Below are 14,315 nucleotides of genomic sequence, written 5' to 3'. Positions count from 1 at the left end.
GGCCCGAGAAACCCGAGCCGGAGCAGAAAGAGGCTGCTTAAAACAGCTTTGCGCGACAACTATCTTGAAAAACGCCGATAGAGATATTGAGTTCATACTTCCTTATTCCGAAGAAAAATTTTACGTACCTCAAAATGTCATAATTTTAGCCACTATGAATCCATATGATAAATCTGTTATGGACCTAGATGCAGCTATGGAAAGAAGGTTTGAGATTATTGAGTTAGCCCCAAATAGAGACATTCTCACATCATTTTTGACTAATAACTCGGTCGACGGACCTACAATTGGAAAATTAATTAATTTTTTCAATGTTATCAACAGGTATGCAGAACATGGATTCGGACATGCATATTTCAAAGATATCAAATCTGAAGAAGATCTTATTGTTCTTTGGAGTCATAAATTAAAATATATTTTTGAAAAAATGTTCAAATATAAAGAGGATGCCTTTAATGAAGTTCGCAACTCTTATTTGGCAATTATTAGTGAGGATGAAAAGGGAAAGATTAAGTGAAGATTATCATTGGAACTGAACGCTCTCCAATTGACGTAGATATATCGGAAATCATCCAAAATGGGGGGAGATTAAACATTCTCCCTCAAGTCAAAAACTACTTTAGTATAGATTATAAACCTAGAGATAATAAACTAAGTCTTGCAGCTAAAGGTTATATAGGTGTAATACCTGTAACAACAGATTTGGCGATAGATATCAGACCTAAGTTTTCTATCAAAAACCTTACAACGATGGTGTCCGTTGCACAAGGTAAATTTCGTTCACTTAGCTATTTTTCCCGCAAATACAATGAGAAAGAGAATGCTCCAGAAATAGTCTATGAGTTTTTAGTTGAAAGCCTTATTTCGGAATTGCAAACGTTATACGCTGAAGGTATTTACAAAGAGTATCTGCTTAAACATGATGAGCTTTCAAATATAAAAGGTCGATTGGATACAGAAAATTCCATTAGGAAGCTATGGGGGCATGGCAAGTTTCATAAAGCGTATTCTTCATTTTTTAAACATACTTCAAACACTCCCTTAAACAAGCTAATAAAGTATACTATTCATTATTGTTTGACAAATCTTCCACCAGAATTTCTAAAGCAAGAGCATATTTACAAGTCCCTTATCCAATTCTATGATGGATTCAAAGAGGTTGAATTTCCCGTTGATTCAAATTTTCTAGAAGAAGCATTCGACACAATTAAGCATAACAAGATACCAATACTGCGAGGCTACTACATCAACATATGCGAAGTTTGTCGGTTGATAATTACTGGAACAGGAATAGATTTCGATAATCACGGTACAGCACTAAGCTTAAGCAGCTTTGTTGTAGATATGGAAAATATCTTTGAGCAATTTCTCTTAAATACAGCAAGAGAGTATAAGTCTGTAATTGGAGAAGACATATTAATTCTTGATGGTAATGATGAAGGTAAAAAACAGCTTTTAGATCCTCCCGGCACAGCGACCGGAAAGGCTCAGCCTGACATAATTGTAAAAGATCAACATGGAACAGTGCTCATTGCAGATGCGAAGTACAAGCCTTCATCAAAAGAGAGCGATCGCTACCAAATTATCTCACACGCTCTGAGTTTTAGTTGCAAAACAGCAGCTCTAATTTTACCTTCTAAGGCCGGGCAAACTTATATTGAGAAGCTAGGAAGTATAGGCTCCCCAAACACTATAGATGTATATGAGATATTTATCGATTTATCAGCTGAAAATTTGCCACATGAGCAAGAGAAGCTAGTGCAATTGATCGCCAGCACGATAAATGGTTACAAAAATGGTATCAACAAAAATTAGAAATGTTAGATTTTATTTGCAAGAAACTGTTTTATAATCTCTTTACAATATAAAGATAATCAGATCCAGAACATCGAAATAAGCACTTCTCTCTAATAAGCAGGTACCCGCGCAAAAATGACAAAGCCTCTCACGCTGGGGTTTTGGCATTTTTGGACAGCCAGAGGGGTGCCTGGGTGTTGTCGTGTAATGACCGGGGGATTCATTGGGACTCTCCATCCAAATAAGCCGTACCGAGCCTAGAGCCACGGCCAAGTCACTTCGTTAACTCGGTTACTCTGCTTCGTACATCGGAACGACAGGGGCTTTTTGAAAAGTGTAAATTTTAGCTGTACCTTTTAGTGCTTTAGCGTTCTATTCTTACGAAGATTGATAATGTGTTAAGAATGTAATCCACAAGCTGGCCTTAATCCCTTGTATGTACTGGAGTTGACTCACTCACTCATTCGGTGAGCGATAATTTTCCGTTTATAACCGTTCTGAGATCGAGGCCTCAATAAGAAAGAATAAGCTCTATATCTTGTAATAACATATTGTTATAACAAATCGTCACTTCTCATTCAGAAACCACAGGGTAATCTTGTTTCATCGCCGTAACAAACAGGGATAGCACCATGAGCAAAATTTTTGAGGACAACAGCCAGACCATAGGTCACACCCCGCTGGTTCGTCTCAACCGTGTTACCAAGGGCCGCGTGCTGGCCAAGATTGAGAGCCGTAACCCGAGCTTCAGCGTCAAGTGCCGTATCGGCGCCAACCTGATCTGGGATGCCGAGAAACGCGGCGTCCTGACCAAGGGCAAGGAGATCATCGAACCCACCAGCGGCAACACGGGTATTGCTCTGGCCTTCGTGGCCGCCGCCCGTGGCTATCCCATCACATTGACCATGCCGGCCACCATGAGCCTGGAGCGCCGCAAGCTGCTCAAGGCACTCGGCGCCAATCTGGTGCTGACCGAAGGGCCGCTCGGCATGAAGGGCGCCATCGCCAAGGCCAACGAGATCCTCGAGTCCGAGCCGGGCAAATACGTGCTGCTGCAACAGTTTGAAAACCCCGCCAACCCGGAAATCCACGAGAAGACCACCGGCCCCGAGATCTGGGATGCCACCGACGGTCAGGTGGACGTGTTCGTGGCTGGCGTCGGCACCGGCGGCACCATCACGGGTGTCTCCCGCTACCTGAAACAGACCAAGGGCAAGGCGGTGGTCTCCGTCGCCGTCGAGCCGAGCGAATCGCCGGTGATCAGCCAGCGCCTGGCCGGCCTTGAAATCAAACCCGGTCCCCACAAGATCCAGGGTATCGGTGCCGGCTTCATCCCGGGCAACCTGGACCTCACCCTGCTGGATCGCGTCGAGCAGGTGAACAGCGATGACGCCATCGAGATGGCTCGCCGCCTGATGGAAGAGGAAGGGATCCTGGCCGGGATCAGCTCAGGCGCCGCCGTGGTGGCCGCTGCGCGCCTCGCCGAGCTGCCGGAGTTTGCCGACAAGACCATCGTCGTCATTCTGCCGAGCGCTGCCGAGCGTTACCTCTCCAGCGCCCTGTTTGCCGGGGTGTTCAGCGAGCAGGAATTGCAGCAGTAACTGATCGGATTATTTCAAAACAACGGCGCTCCCAGGAGCGCCGTTTCTTTATGAGCTAGACTGAGCACTTGGCAGCGCCAGTCGACCCCTTATTTTTCGGGGTAAAATAACAAGCAACCCAGCGACAAAAAAAGCAGACATTCTGTGATAAATCTCATATCCTGTGCCGCGTCACGAGGTGTTTGCCGACTAGGTATCACAAAGTAACAAAGTGTTATTTTTCGTTATAAAATAATTTCAAGCCAGCATTGACGCGGCTTGTAGAGCGATAACGGAAAAGAGTTGAGGCAGACACCGAATACTGCACAGAAAATTGACCTGGATTAAACCATTGCAGGTCTGATTTCGTTACTTTACAACATATCCATACTGACACGGTGCGAGAAGGAAGCGTCAAAAGCATCCCTCACACCAAAAAATATCAATAATATGGGGTGAAACCATGTACGAGAAGTCTGTTGTTATTACTGCTGAAAACGGCCTGCACACCCGTCCGGCAGCTCAGTTCGTGAAAGAAGCCAAAGAATTCCAAAGCGAGATCACTGTGGTCTCCGGTGGCAAATCCGCCAGCGCCAAGAGCCTGTTCAAGCTGCAGACCCTGGGCCTGACCAAAGGCACCAACGTGACCATCCAGGCCGACGGCCCGGACGCTCAGAAAGCCGTTGAGAAGCTGGTTGCCCTGATGGACGAGCTGGAGTAATCCAGCTTTATTCCTCCCCCACAGTCGTTTTAATAGGAAGGATTATGATATCTGGCATTCTTGCGTCCCCCGGTATCGCATTCGGCAAGGCGCTTCTTCTGAAAGAAGATGAAATCGTTATCAATCAGGGCAAAATCGCTGCCGAACAGATTGATGCCGAAATCAACCGCTTCCTCGAGGCCCGCACCAAGTCAGCCGCACAGCTGGAAGCCATCAAAGAGATGGCCGGTCGCACCTTCGGTGAAGAAAAAGAGGCCATCTTCGAAGGCCACATCATGCTGCTCGAAGATGAAGAGCTGGAAGGGGATATCAGATCCTTCATCAAAGACAACAAGGCCACCGCTGACAAGGCCATCTACGAGGTCATCGAGCAGTACGCGAAGATGATGGCCGAGCTGGATGATCCCTATCTGCGCGAGCGCGCCACCGACTTCCGTGATATCGGTACCCGTCTGGTCAAGAACGTACTGGGCATCGCCGTTGTCAACCTGAGCACCATCGACGAAGAGGTTATCCTGGTCGCCAAAGACCTGACCCCGTCCGAAACCGCTCAGATCAACCTGAAATATGTGTTGGGTTTCGTCACCGACATCGGTGGCCGTACTTCCCACACCTCCATCATGGCCCGCTCCCTGGAGCTGCCGGCCATCGTGGGTACCAACGACATCACCGAGCGCGTCAAGAATGGTGACGTGCTGGTGCTGGACGCGATCAACAACCAGATCATCATCAATCCGACTGCCGAACAGCTGAACGAAGCCAAGCAATTCCAGGCCCAGTTCCAGGCCGAGAAAGATGAACTGGCCAAGCTCAAAGATCTGCCTGCCATCACCCTCGATGGCCATCAGGTCGAAGTGTGCGCCAACATCGGTACCGTCAAGGATACCGAAGGTGCCATCCGCAACGGCGCCGAAGGCGTGGGTCTGTACCGTACCGAGTTCCTGTTCATGGATCGTGACGCGCTGCCGACCGAAGACGAGCAGTTCAAAGCCTACAAAGAAGTGGCCGAAGCGATGCCGGATCAGCCGATCATCGTGCGCACTATGGACATCGGCGGCGACAAAGAACTGCCCTACATGAATTTCCCGAAAGAGATGAACCCCTTCCTGGGCTGGCGTGCCGTGCGGATCTTCTTCGATCGCGCCGACATCATGCACGCTCAGCTGCGGGCCATCCTGCGTGCGTCTGCCTTCGGCAAACTGCGCATCATGTTCCCGATGATCATCTCTGTCGAAGAGTTCCGCAGCCTGAAGGCTACCGTGGAGACGCTGAAAGCCGAACTGCGTGCCGAAGGCAAAGCCTTTGATGAATCCATCGAAGTGGGTATCATGATCGAGACCCCGGCTGCTGCCGTGATGGCTCATCATCTGGCCAAGGAAGTGGATTTCTTCAGTATCGGTACCAACGACTTGACCCAGTACACTCTGGCTGTCGACCGTGGTAACGAGATGATTTCCGCCATGTACAACCCGCTGTCACCCTCCGTCCTGACGCTGATCAAGATGGTTATCGATGCATCCCACGCCGAAGGCAAGTGGACCGGTATGTGTGGTGAACTGGCTGGTGACGAGCGTGCCACCCTGCTGCTGCTGGGTATGGGTCTGGATGAGTTCTCCATGAGCGCCATCTCTGTACCGCGTATCAAGAAGCTTATCCGCAACACCAACTTCGAAGATGTGAAGGCCATGGCTGATCAAGCGCTGAGCTTTGCCACCGCCGCCGAAATCGAAGCCTGTGTAGATAACTTTATTAAGCAGAAGGCAGTCTGCTAAGATCGGCTGCAAACAGCGACAATCATCTCTAGGAGCTTTTACTATGGGTCTGTTTGATAAACTGAAGAAACTGGTTTCCGATGACAGTTCTGATACCGGCGGCATCGAAATTTTTGCCCCGCTGTCAGGCGAAATCGTACCGATCGAAGATGTACCCGACGTAGTCTTCGCCGAGAAGATCGTCGGCGACGGCATCGCCATCAAGCCGGCTGGCAACAAGATGGTTGCGCCGTGCGACGGCACCATCGGCAAGATCTTCGAGACCAACCACGCGTTCTCGCTGGAATCCGACTCTGGTATCGAGCTGTTCGTTCACTTCGGTATCGACACCGTTGAACTGAAAGGCGAAGGCTTCAAGCGCATCGCCCAGGAAGGTCAACAGGTCAAGCGCGGTGACACCATCATCGAGTTCGATCTGGCCGTTCTGGAAGCCAAAGCCAAATCTACCCTGACTCCGGTGGTCATCTCCAACATGGACGAGATCAAAGAGCTGGTGAAGATGACAGGTGCCGTGACCGTGGGCGAGACCCCGGTGATCCGCATCAAGAAATAAGGCCGCATGGGCCGAGCGCCCGTCGCTGCAACAAAAAACCGAAGCCCTGGCTTCGGTTTTTTTATGGGCGTTTTCCGGCTAGGGCCTGCCAAATACCACCCGGTTGCGACCGTTGCTCTTGGCCTGGTAGAGCGCCTTGTCCGCCACTTGCAGCAGGCTGTCGCTACTATGGCCATCGCCTCGGGTGGCACAACCCAGACTCATCGTCAGGGAAAAACTCTGCCCCTCCCACGCGACCACATGGTCGACAAACTGCCGACGCAACTGCTCGGCTCGCTCGACCACCTGTTCGGCATCCACCCCTGGCAGGATCAACAGAAACTCCTCCCCGCCCCAGCGGGCCAGATGCTCTGCGGGCTGCAGCTGCCGCGCCATGATGCGCGCCACCTCGCACAGCGCCGCATCCCCGGCGGGATGACCGTAGCGGTCATTGATCTGCTTGAAGTGGTCGATATCGCACAGGATCACCGAGAAGGGCTCTCCCTGCAGCCAGAGCGCCTGCAACTGCTGCCCGGCGGCACGCCGGTTGCCGAGATCGGTCAGCGGATCGGTGCAGGAGAGCCGGCTCACCTCCTCGATCATGCAGTGCAGGTCGTGGATGTCGCGCAGCGTCACTATGTGCCAGCCCGGCATGGCATCCGCCGTCAGCTGGGCCGTGATGGTAAACCAGCGCTGTTGGCCGCTCTTGCAGTAGAGACAGGCATTCATCTCGGCCACCGCCGCGCCGTTGGCCAGACTGGTCATCACCGCCTGGTTCCAGCGCTCAATCGCCTGGGCCCTGCTCTCTTCATCGCAATAGACGGTGGCAAACCAGCTGGCCATGTCGGGCAGATCCGTCAGGTCGTAGCCCAGCTGAGTCACGAAGGCCCGGTTCACGAACCTGTGATGACGGGCCGGGATCTCCGACAGTCGAGTAGGTATGCTGCCCAGCGTCTCGCTGCAGGCGGATTCAGATATCAGGATCGGAAACGGGATCACGTCGAAGGAGCGAAACAGGATCTGCTGCAGCTCGGTCAGGATCACAGGATCGGTGATGTTCAAGGTAACTCCTTTACCAAGGTATCGTTCAAAGGTAAGTGAGCACTGATCGCGGGTAAAGCGCTCATTGCGCGGCTCTGACCGCCTTGGTCGCAGCATTTTCTCCCGGTTGCCACTCCTGATAGGGGCCGTGAATGGCGGAGTAGATCTTGTCGAGCTGACCGGAGGCCCTGAGCCGCTCAATGGACTGGGTCAGGAAGCGGTCGACCGCATCCCCTTTCGGCCCCTTGGGGATGATGAACACATCGTCAAACTCGCCGAAATAGACCCGGTGGATATTGGTCAGCCCCATCTTGCGCAGGGTGAAATCCGCCTCCTCCTGCGCCCACAGAAAAGCATCGATGCGGCCCCGGCTCAACTTGCCGAGGGATTGCTCGAGCGAGAGGGAACGCTTGACCGAGAAGGGCCAGAAGTCGGTCACCCCCTCGATGAGCAGATCCCGCTTGGTGTACTCGTAACCCAGCACCATGGCGGGAGTAATGGGCGCCGCACTGTTGCTGTAGAGCACGTGGGTCACCTTGCCAAAGGTCGCCGAGCTGAAGCGATAGGGCAGCATAGACTCATCGATGTAGGGGTTGCGCAGCGCCGGCAGGTTGAAGTCTGCCTCCCCCACCACCACGCTGCGGGTGGCACGGGACATGGGGTAGACCATCACGCTCACCTCCACCCCGTCATCCAGCCCGGCGATGGCCTTGACCAGGTCGACGAAGGGACCGGTGCCGTTGGAATCGATGAGCCCCGGCAACAAACCAAGATAGGCTGAAAAATGAGTCGGTCGGCCAGGTTCTGCCGCAGCCAGCCGCTCCTCGTCGGCCCCCGTCATCCCCAACAGCATGGCGAGCAGCATCAAGCCTGCCAGCACGCCCACTCTCAGATGCTTCATGATGCAACCCCTCACCACCCTGGCCGGCATGGCCCTGTTGATCAGAAGCATAGACTCGGCACAGAGCGTGTCGGACGAGTTGCAAATAAGATGTTAAAAAACACACCGAGATCAAGGTTTTGACACATCTGCGCGGTAACATGAAAAGGAATGGTGCGGGGGCAGGATGCCCGATGCGACCACCCTTGATGCAATGCGAGTCCCGAGAAGGATATGAGCATGTTGAAAAATACCGAACAACGTTATGGCAACCTGAGCATAGGGCTGCACTGGTTGACCCTGCTGCTGATGATCGCCGTCTATGCGCTGATGGAGTTCAGGGACATCTTCCCCAAAGGGTCGGCCGGTCGCGACCTGATGAAGGAGTTTCACTTCATGGTGGGTCTGCTGATCCTGGCGCTGGTGGTGGTGCGCCTGCTGGTGCGCGTGGGTAGCCCCTCACCGCGTATCGTGCCCGAGCTCTCCCCCCTGATGCTCACGCTGGCCAAGCTCGCCCACCTGGTGCTCTATGGCTTCCTGATCCTCACCCCGCTGCTGGGCTGGCTGCTGCTGAGCGCGGGCGGCAAGCCCATTCCTTTCTTCGGTCTGGAGCTCCCCGCCCTCATCACCCCCGACGACGGCCTGAAGGGCACCATCAAGGAGCTGCACGAGACGCTGGCCAACATTGGCTATGCCCTGATTGCCCTGCACGCGGCGGCAGCCATCTACCACCACCATGTGCTCAAGGACAACACCCTGACCAATATGCTGCCCGAGCGCAAATAACCGGCGACGGGTTGCACACCAACAAACAGGCCCCTGTGACAGGGGCCTGTTTGTTCATGGATGGTCATGGGCGACACATCGTCATCCGGGCAACACCACCCGGCTTTCACCGCCGCCGAGGGCCTCCACCCGCACCTGCACGCCGATCCGCTCCACCAGGGTCTGCACGTGGGAGATGACCCCGATCTGGCGGCCGGCCGCCTGCAGGGAGTCAAGGCTGGAGAGCGCCAGATCCAGGCTGTCGGGATCCAGGGTGCCGAAGCCTTCATCGATAAAGAGCGATTCGACCTGGGTCTGGCGCGACGACAGGCTGGAGAGGGCCAGCGCCAGCGCCAGCGACACCAGAAAGCTCTCGCCGCCGGAGAGGGAATCCACCGAGCGCACCTCATCCCCCATATCGAGATCCACCACCTGCAGCGCCAGATCGGTGCCGGGCACTCGCTCCAGCCGATAGCGGGGGGAGAGCTCGGCAAGCTGGGCGTTGGCCTCCAGCAGCAGCCGTTCCAGCGTGAGGCTCTGGGCGAAGGTACGCAGCTTGGCGCCGCTGGCCGAGCCGATAAGGTCGGAGAGGCGCTGCCAGTGATCCGCCACCGCCTGCTGGGCAGCCAGTTCCTCCTGCAAGGTGCCCGCTTTAAGGGCCGCCGCCTCTGCCTGGGCCAGCGTGCTCTTGCACTGGAACAGCTGCTCGTCGAGGGCGCGGCAGTGCGCCTCCAGCGCCGTCAGCCGGCTGTCGAGCTCCTGTGGCGCCAACGCGGCCAGCTCGGGGTGATGCTCGCGGTAACGATCCCGCTTGCTCTCCTCCAGCGCCAGCGCCCGCTGCCGCTCGGTCAAACGGGTACGCGCCTCGGCGCGGGCATCCTCCAGCGCCTGCAAGGCGGCGCGGCGCCCCTTGAGCTCATCCGGGCTCATGGCCAGCAGGCGGCGCAGGTCATATTCGGCGATGCCGAGGCTGCTGGCGTGGGCAGCCCAGCGCCCCAGCACCTCCCGTCGCCGCCGGCTGCTCACCTGCTTCTCCTGCTCCAGATGGCTGAGACGGGTCTTGAGCTCGGTCTGGCGCTCGCGCAAGGCGCGGGCCGCTCCCTGCATCGTCTCCAGCTCGCTGGCCAGCTGCTGCAGCCGCTGCTGCCAGCGGATCTCGACCTGGGCAATTACCTCGCCCCCCAGACAGGTGGCGCGGCTGGTGACCAGCCCCTGCCGTTGCTGTTCATGCTCCTTGTAGTCGCGCTCGAGCTTGTGCAGCAGCTCGCGCTGGGTCTGCAGGCGCGCCTCCTGGGCGCTCAGGGCCGGGGTGAGGCTGGCAATCTCGCCGGTCAGCCGCTCCCACTCGCTCTGGCCGTGCAGCCAGGCCTCGCAGGCCCGCTGCCACTCGTGCCACTGCTGGCTGCCCAGCCACTGACGCCAGGGCTGGCCTCCCATCTGCTCGTCGAGCCGGCTGCCCCCCTGCTCAAGGCGCTGGCGCAGGGTCGTTTCCTGCTCGCCCATCGCCTTCACCTCCCCTTCCAGGGCGATGCGCTGGCGGTCGGCCTCCTGCCACTGCTGCTCGAACTGCTGGTGCTGGCTGGCCAGCTGGCTCAACTGCTGGCGCACGGCCTGCAACTGCTGCTGGCCGAGCTGGGCCTCGCGCAGTTGCTGCTGGCTCCTAGCCAGCCCCTGCTCCAGGCTCTGGCCGCGGCCGAGCAGGGTACTCATCAATTCGTTCCACTCGATCGGGCTCTGACGCAGCGGCAACGGATGGCCCAGCAGTTCGGCACCGCCCAGCTGCTGCCAGCGCTGGGTCAGCTGCTCGGCGCGCGTCTCCAGCTCAGGCAGATGTTGTTGGCGCACCGCCAGCTGGCGGGCCAGCTCCTGGCGCTCGCTCTCGCACTGAATGTATTGGTGATTGAGCCGCTCCCACTCAAGCTCCAGGCTGCGGACGCGCTCCGCCAGCTGGCCCAAAATGCCCGCCACCTGTGGCTGGCTCTGGTGATAGGGGTGCTCCTCGGCGCCGCAGAGCGGGCAAGGTTCACCGTCACGCAAAATGTGGCGATGCTGCTCAAAACTGGCGATGGCGCGGGACTGCTCCAGCGCGTGGCGCGCCTCGTCCCGTTGCAGGGCGAGCCGCTCGCGGGCTGGCGTCAGCTCGTCGCCGAGGATGGCCAGCTTGCCGAGCGCCTGCTCCAGCTGGGCGATCTCCTGCTGCAGGCGACCATGCTGCTCGCCGTGATTGCGGCCATAGTCCGCCAGCTCCAGCAGCTGGCGCAGCTGGCCCAGCTGCTCGGTCTGCCCTTGCCACTGCTCCTGCGCCTTGGCCAGACGCCCCTCCCACTGCTGCTCCTGCAGCTCGTGCTGTTGCTGCTGCAGCCGCGCCTGCTCGCGCTGCCAGTAGTCGCGCTCCTGCTGCCCCTGCTCCAGCTGGTGCTGCAACTGCCTGAGGGCGCGCAGCTTGTGTTCGCGCAGGGTAAGGAGCTGCTGCAGCCTGTCAGCATCCTCGGCCCAATCCTGCATGGCGGTGAGCAGGGGTTGCCACTGGCGAGCCACCGGCGCCAGCTCCTTGTGTTCCTCAAGCCAGGCGCCCCATTGCTGATGCTGGGCCTTGAGCTGCTCCACCTGCTGGCGCTGCTGGCGCCAGCCCTGCTCCAGAGTGAGCTGCACCTCCCGCTCCTGCGCCCCCTCCTGCTGGATCTTCTGCAATTGCTGCTGCTTTTCCCGAATGCGGGTGTCGAGCTCCTGCGCCCGCTTGAGCTCGGGCTGCAGGGCGCCCCACTCGCGCTCGGCGGCGATCTTCTCCGCCAGCAGTTGCTGTTCGGTGAGGGCGCTCTGCTGGGTCTGCTCCTCCAGCTTGCCAAGTTCGGGGCCAAGCTCAGCCAGCGCCTTCTCCTGCTGCTGCACCTCCAGGGTGAGGCGGGCCAGCTCGTCGTGATCGGCGCGGGCCACCTGGGCCTGCTCGGCGCGGGCGAACTCCTCGCGCTCGGGAGCGGCCGCAGCGTGGGCCACCTCGGCCGCGGCAAGGGCCGCCTCTCCCTCCTGACAGGCCTGCAACTGGGCGGCGATACGGCCGTTGAGATCGCGCAAGTCCTGCATCAGCTGCTGTTGTTGCTGCTCGTGCTTGAGGCTGGTGGCGAGGCTGACCTGCTGGCTCACCCACTGCTCGCGGGTCGCCTCGTCCATCAGTGCCACGTCGCCGAGCCGCTGGCTGATGGCGGCGAGTTTCTGCTGCTCCTCCCGCGCCCGCTCATGGGTCTGAATCGAAATGGCGGAGTAAAGCTCGGTGCCGGTCATCCGTTCGAGCAGGGCCGAACGCTCGTCGGCGCTCGATTTGAGGAAGGCGGCAAACTCCCCCTGCGGCAGGATGACGGCGCGGCGAAACTGCTCCCAAGAGAGCCCCACCAGCTCGTCGATGCGATCCTGCAGCTCCCGCTTGCTGCCACTGAACACCTGGCCCGACGCCACGTCGGTCAGGCTGCGCTCCTGGGCCTGAAAGCGCCCCTCGGCGCGGTTGCGGGCCCGGCGCACCGCCCAGCGGGCCAGCCAGATGCGGCCGTCACAGCCGCGAAACTGCACCTCGGCGAAACCGCTGGCGTGGCCGCGGCTGAGGATGCCGCGCACGTCGTTGGCCTTGAGCTTCTCCTCGTCATCCATGCGGCCCACTTCGGCGACGTTCTTGCGGTTGGCGATAAAGCGCGGCATCTCGTCGTAGAGCGCCAGACAGATGGCATCGAGCAGGGTGCTCTTGCCAGCACCGGTATTGCCGGTGATGGCAAACAGGCCGGCGGCCCCCAGGGCACCACCGGCAAAATCGATGGTGAATTGACCGGTCAGGCTGGCCAGATTCTCCCCTGACAGCGACAAGATTTTCATGCGTTGCACTCCTTCATCCGTGCCGCTTGCTGCGCTGACAGGTTGGCTCTGACCAGATTCTCATCGGATGGGGTCAAGATTTTCATTGGCTGGACTCCTTCACCTGCTCCAGGATCTCTTCAAACGACGCCACCAGCTCGGCCTCCGGCTCCCCGTCGAACTGACGCTGATAGCAGAGGCGAAACACCTCGGTGGGGGAGAGCTCATCCAGCCGGCGCTGGCCGGCACCATCCGCCAGCCCCTGGCCCGAGCCCTGATAACTGGTCGTGATGCGGGCAAGGCGCACCGGTTTGTCGCCGATGGCGGCCAGTACGCGCTCGCGGATGCGGGCCTCGGGTTTGGGCAACAGCAGCCGCACCTCGAGGAAGGGCTGGGCCTGCTGCGGGCAAGCGGGCAGCGCCAGCGCCTCGATGGCCTGGAGCGCCTCGTCGAGGCCGCTCTGGGGCAACCGGATCATCTCCACCGCGCGGGGCACCGGGATCCGCTCAAGCCGGGCCAGCTTGCCCCCCTCAAACGTCACCTCCAGCACCTGATGGTTGTAGTTCGCCTCGGCCAGCGAGAGCGGCAGCGGCGAGCCGCTGTAGTACACCCCCTCGGCCGGGCTCTGGGCCAGGTGCAGATGACCCAGCGCCGTGTAGTCGGCGGCGGCAAACAGCTCGGCGGGCAGGGCATGCTGGTTGCCGCCGAGCACCCGCCGCTCGGAGAGCTCGGAGAGCTGGCCCGCCGCCAGATAGGCGTGGCCCATGGCGATGAGGGCCTGATCCGGATGGCAGCGCGCACGCCCCTCGCTCAGCACCGCCTCATAGACCTGGCGTACCCCTTCGATCAGTCGGTCCTGCCCCTCGCTGAGCCCGTCGGGGCGCAGATCGCTGCTGCGCAGAAACGGCACGGCGGCGCACCAGGCGGCCACCTCGCCATCCTTGCCTCGCAGCGGCACCAGCAGACGCTCGGTCTCGAGGTGCCCCTCGTCGTCCCGGCTGATGCTGCCCACCAGATGCAGGTCGAAAGCGCGCAGCAGCTCGTGGGGGGCATCCAGCTTGGAGGGAGAGTCGTGGTTGCCGCCGATCAGCACCATCTCCAGTGCCGGGTGCTCGGCGCGCAGCCGCGCCAGAAAGCGGTAGAGCTGCTGCCAGGCGCTGGCGGGGGGGTTGGCGGTATCGAACAGGTCGCCCGCTACCAGCAGGGCGTCGATGTCGCGGCGCTTGATGGTGTCGGCCAGCCAGTCGAGAAAGGCATCGTGTTCAAAACGGCGATCATGGCCATGGAGTTGATGGCCAAGATGCCAGTCGGCGGTATGCAGGATCTTCATGAAAAACGGCTCGAATGGAGGAGGTGTCAGCGGCACCCGATGCAGACAAGATGAGGATAT

10 protein-coding genes and 1 pseudogene are annotated in these 14,315 nt (G+C 58.2%); 7 read left to right on the top strand and 4 right to left on the bottom strand.

Features of this window, described 5'->3' with window-relative positions:
- The 6 genes and pseudogenes from OKC29_RS19230 to crr all read left to right on the top strand — a co-directional run.
- Nucleotides 1–517, top strand: a pseudogene (locus OKC29_RS19230) (hypothetical protein); the annotation flags it as partial.
- Nucleotides 514–1,815: an McrC family protein gene (locus tag OKC29_RS19225; protein ID WP_270669508.1), complete on the top strand. Its 1,302-nt coding sequence runs from the start codon at nt 514–516 to the stop codon at nt 1,813–1,815. The pseudogene OKC29_RS19230 and the gene OKC29_RS19225, both read left to right, overlap by 4 nt.
- Before the next feature lie 614 nt (nt 1,816–2,429).
- The gene (cysK, locus tag OKC29_RS19220; RefSeq protein WP_011706833.1) at nt 2,430–3,398 is read left to right on the top strand and encodes a cysteine synthase A; all 969 of its coding nucleotides are present in this window, start codon (nt 2,430–2,432) and stop codon (nt 3,396–3,398) included.
- A gap of 442 nt (nt 3,399–3,840) precedes the next feature.
- Complete coding sequence (locus OKC29_RS19215) at nt 3,841–4,098, top strand: HPr family phosphocarrier protein (RefSeq protein ID WP_005303128.1); 258 nt, start codon at nt 3,841–3,843, stop codon at nt 4,096–4,098.
- Between the two features lie 44 nt (nt 4,099–4,142).
- Complete coding sequence (gene ptsI, locus OKC29_RS19210) at nt 4,143–5,870, top strand: phosphoenolpyruvate-protein phosphotransferase PtsI (RefSeq protein ID WP_011706834.1); 1,728 nt, start codon at nt 4,143–4,145, stop codon at nt 5,868–5,870.
- 43 nt (nt 5,871–5,913) lie between these two features.
- Nucleotides 5,914–6,423 carry a PTS glucose transporter subunit IIA gene (crr, locus tag OKC29_RS19205; RefSeq protein ID WP_005303134.1) on the top strand — a complete coding sequence of 170 codons (510 nt, stop codon included), beginning with the start codon at nt 5,914–5,916 and terminating at the stop codon, nt 6,421–6,423.
- A 78-nt stretch (nt 6,424–6,501) separates the two neighbouring features.
- Here the strand turns inward: crr and OKC29_RS19200 are convergent, their stop codons facing one another.
- Together OKC29_RS19200 and OKC29_RS19195 are read right to left on the bottom strand one after the other, a co-directional pair.
- Nucleotides 6,502–7,464: a sensor domain-containing diguanylate cyclase gene (locus OKC29_RS19200; protein WP_162275749.1), complete on the bottom strand. Its 963-nt coding sequence runs from the start codon at nt 7,462–7,464 to the stop codon at nt 6,502–6,504.
- A 61-nt stretch (nt 7,465–7,525) separates the two neighbouring features.
- Nucleotides 7,526–8,344 carry an ABC transporter substrate-binding protein gene (locus OKC29_RS19195; RefSeq protein ID WP_043121424.1) on the bottom strand — a complete coding sequence of 273 codons (819 nt, stop codon included), beginning with the start codon at nt 8,342–8,344 and terminating at the stop codon, nt 7,526–7,528.
- Nucleotides 8,345–8,563: 219 nt separating this feature from the next.
- Between OKC29_RS19195 and OKC29_RS19190 the strand changes: the two genes are divergently transcribed.
- Nucleotides 8,564–9,109 (top strand): cytochrome b, encoded by a 546-nt coding sequence (locus OKC29_RS19190; protein WP_073351111.1) that lies wholly within the window; start codon nt 8,564–8,566, stop codon nt 9,107–9,109.
- 81 nt (nt 9,110–9,190) lie between these two features.
- Here OKC29_RS19190 and OKC29_RS19185 read toward each other — a convergent pair whose 3' ends face one another.
- On the bottom strand, nt 9,191–12,946 hold the full coding sequence (locus OKC29_RS19185; RefSeq protein WP_073351113.1) for an AAA family ATPase: 3,756 nt from the start codon (nt 12,944–12,946) through the stop codon (nt 9,191–9,193).
- An 82-nt stretch (nt 12,947–13,028) separates the two neighbouring features.
- Nucleotides 13,029–14,255, bottom strand: coding sequence for an exonuclease SbcCD subunit D C-terminal domain-containing protein (locus OKC29_RS19180; RefSeq protein ID WP_073351115.1), 1,227 nt, complete (start codon nt 14,253–14,255; stop codon nt 13,029–13,031).
- Nucleotides 14,256–14,315: the final 60 nt, after the last annotated feature.

The organism is Aeromonas sp. QDB34, from assembly GCF_027705405.1.
GTDB lineage: Bacteria > Pseudomonadota > Gammaproteobacteria > Enterobacterales > Aeromonadaceae > Aeromonas > Aeromonas hydrophila.
Note: the sequence above shows the minus strand (reverse complement) of the source record. Positions and strands in the feature narration are given on the sequence as shown.

Coding starts and splice junctions, on each gene's coding strand:
- crr (WP_005303134.1), top strand. CDS start 5,914: ATGGGTCTGTTTGATAAACTGAAGAAACTGGTTTCCGATGACAGTTCT.
- OKC29_RS19215 (WP_005303128.1), top strand. CDS start 3,841: ATGTACGAGAAGTCTGTTGTTATTACTGCTGAAAACGGCCTGCACACC.
- OKC29_RS19185 (WP_073351113.1), bottom strand. CDS start 12,946: ATGAAAATCTTGTCGCTGTCAGGGGAGAATCTGGCCAGCCTGACCGGT.
- OKC29_RS19195 (WP_043121424.1), bottom strand. CDS start 8,344: ATGAAGCATCTGAGAGTGGGCGTGCTGGCAGGCTTGATGCTGCTCGCC.
- OKC29_RS19190 (WP_073351111.1), top strand. CDS start 8,564: ATGTTGAAAAATACCGAACAACGTTATGGCAACCTGAGCATAGGGCTG.
- cysK (WP_011706833.1), top strand. CDS start 2,430: ATGAGCAAAATTTTTGAGGACAACAGCCAGACCATAGGTCACACCCCG.
- OKC29_RS19180 (WP_073351115.1), bottom strand. CDS start 14,255: ATGAAGATCCTGCATACCGCCGACTGGCATCTTGGCCATCAACTCCAT.
- ptsI (WP_011706834.1), top strand. CDS start 4,143: ATGATATCTGGCATTCTTGCGTCCCCCGGTATCGCATTCGGCAAGGCG.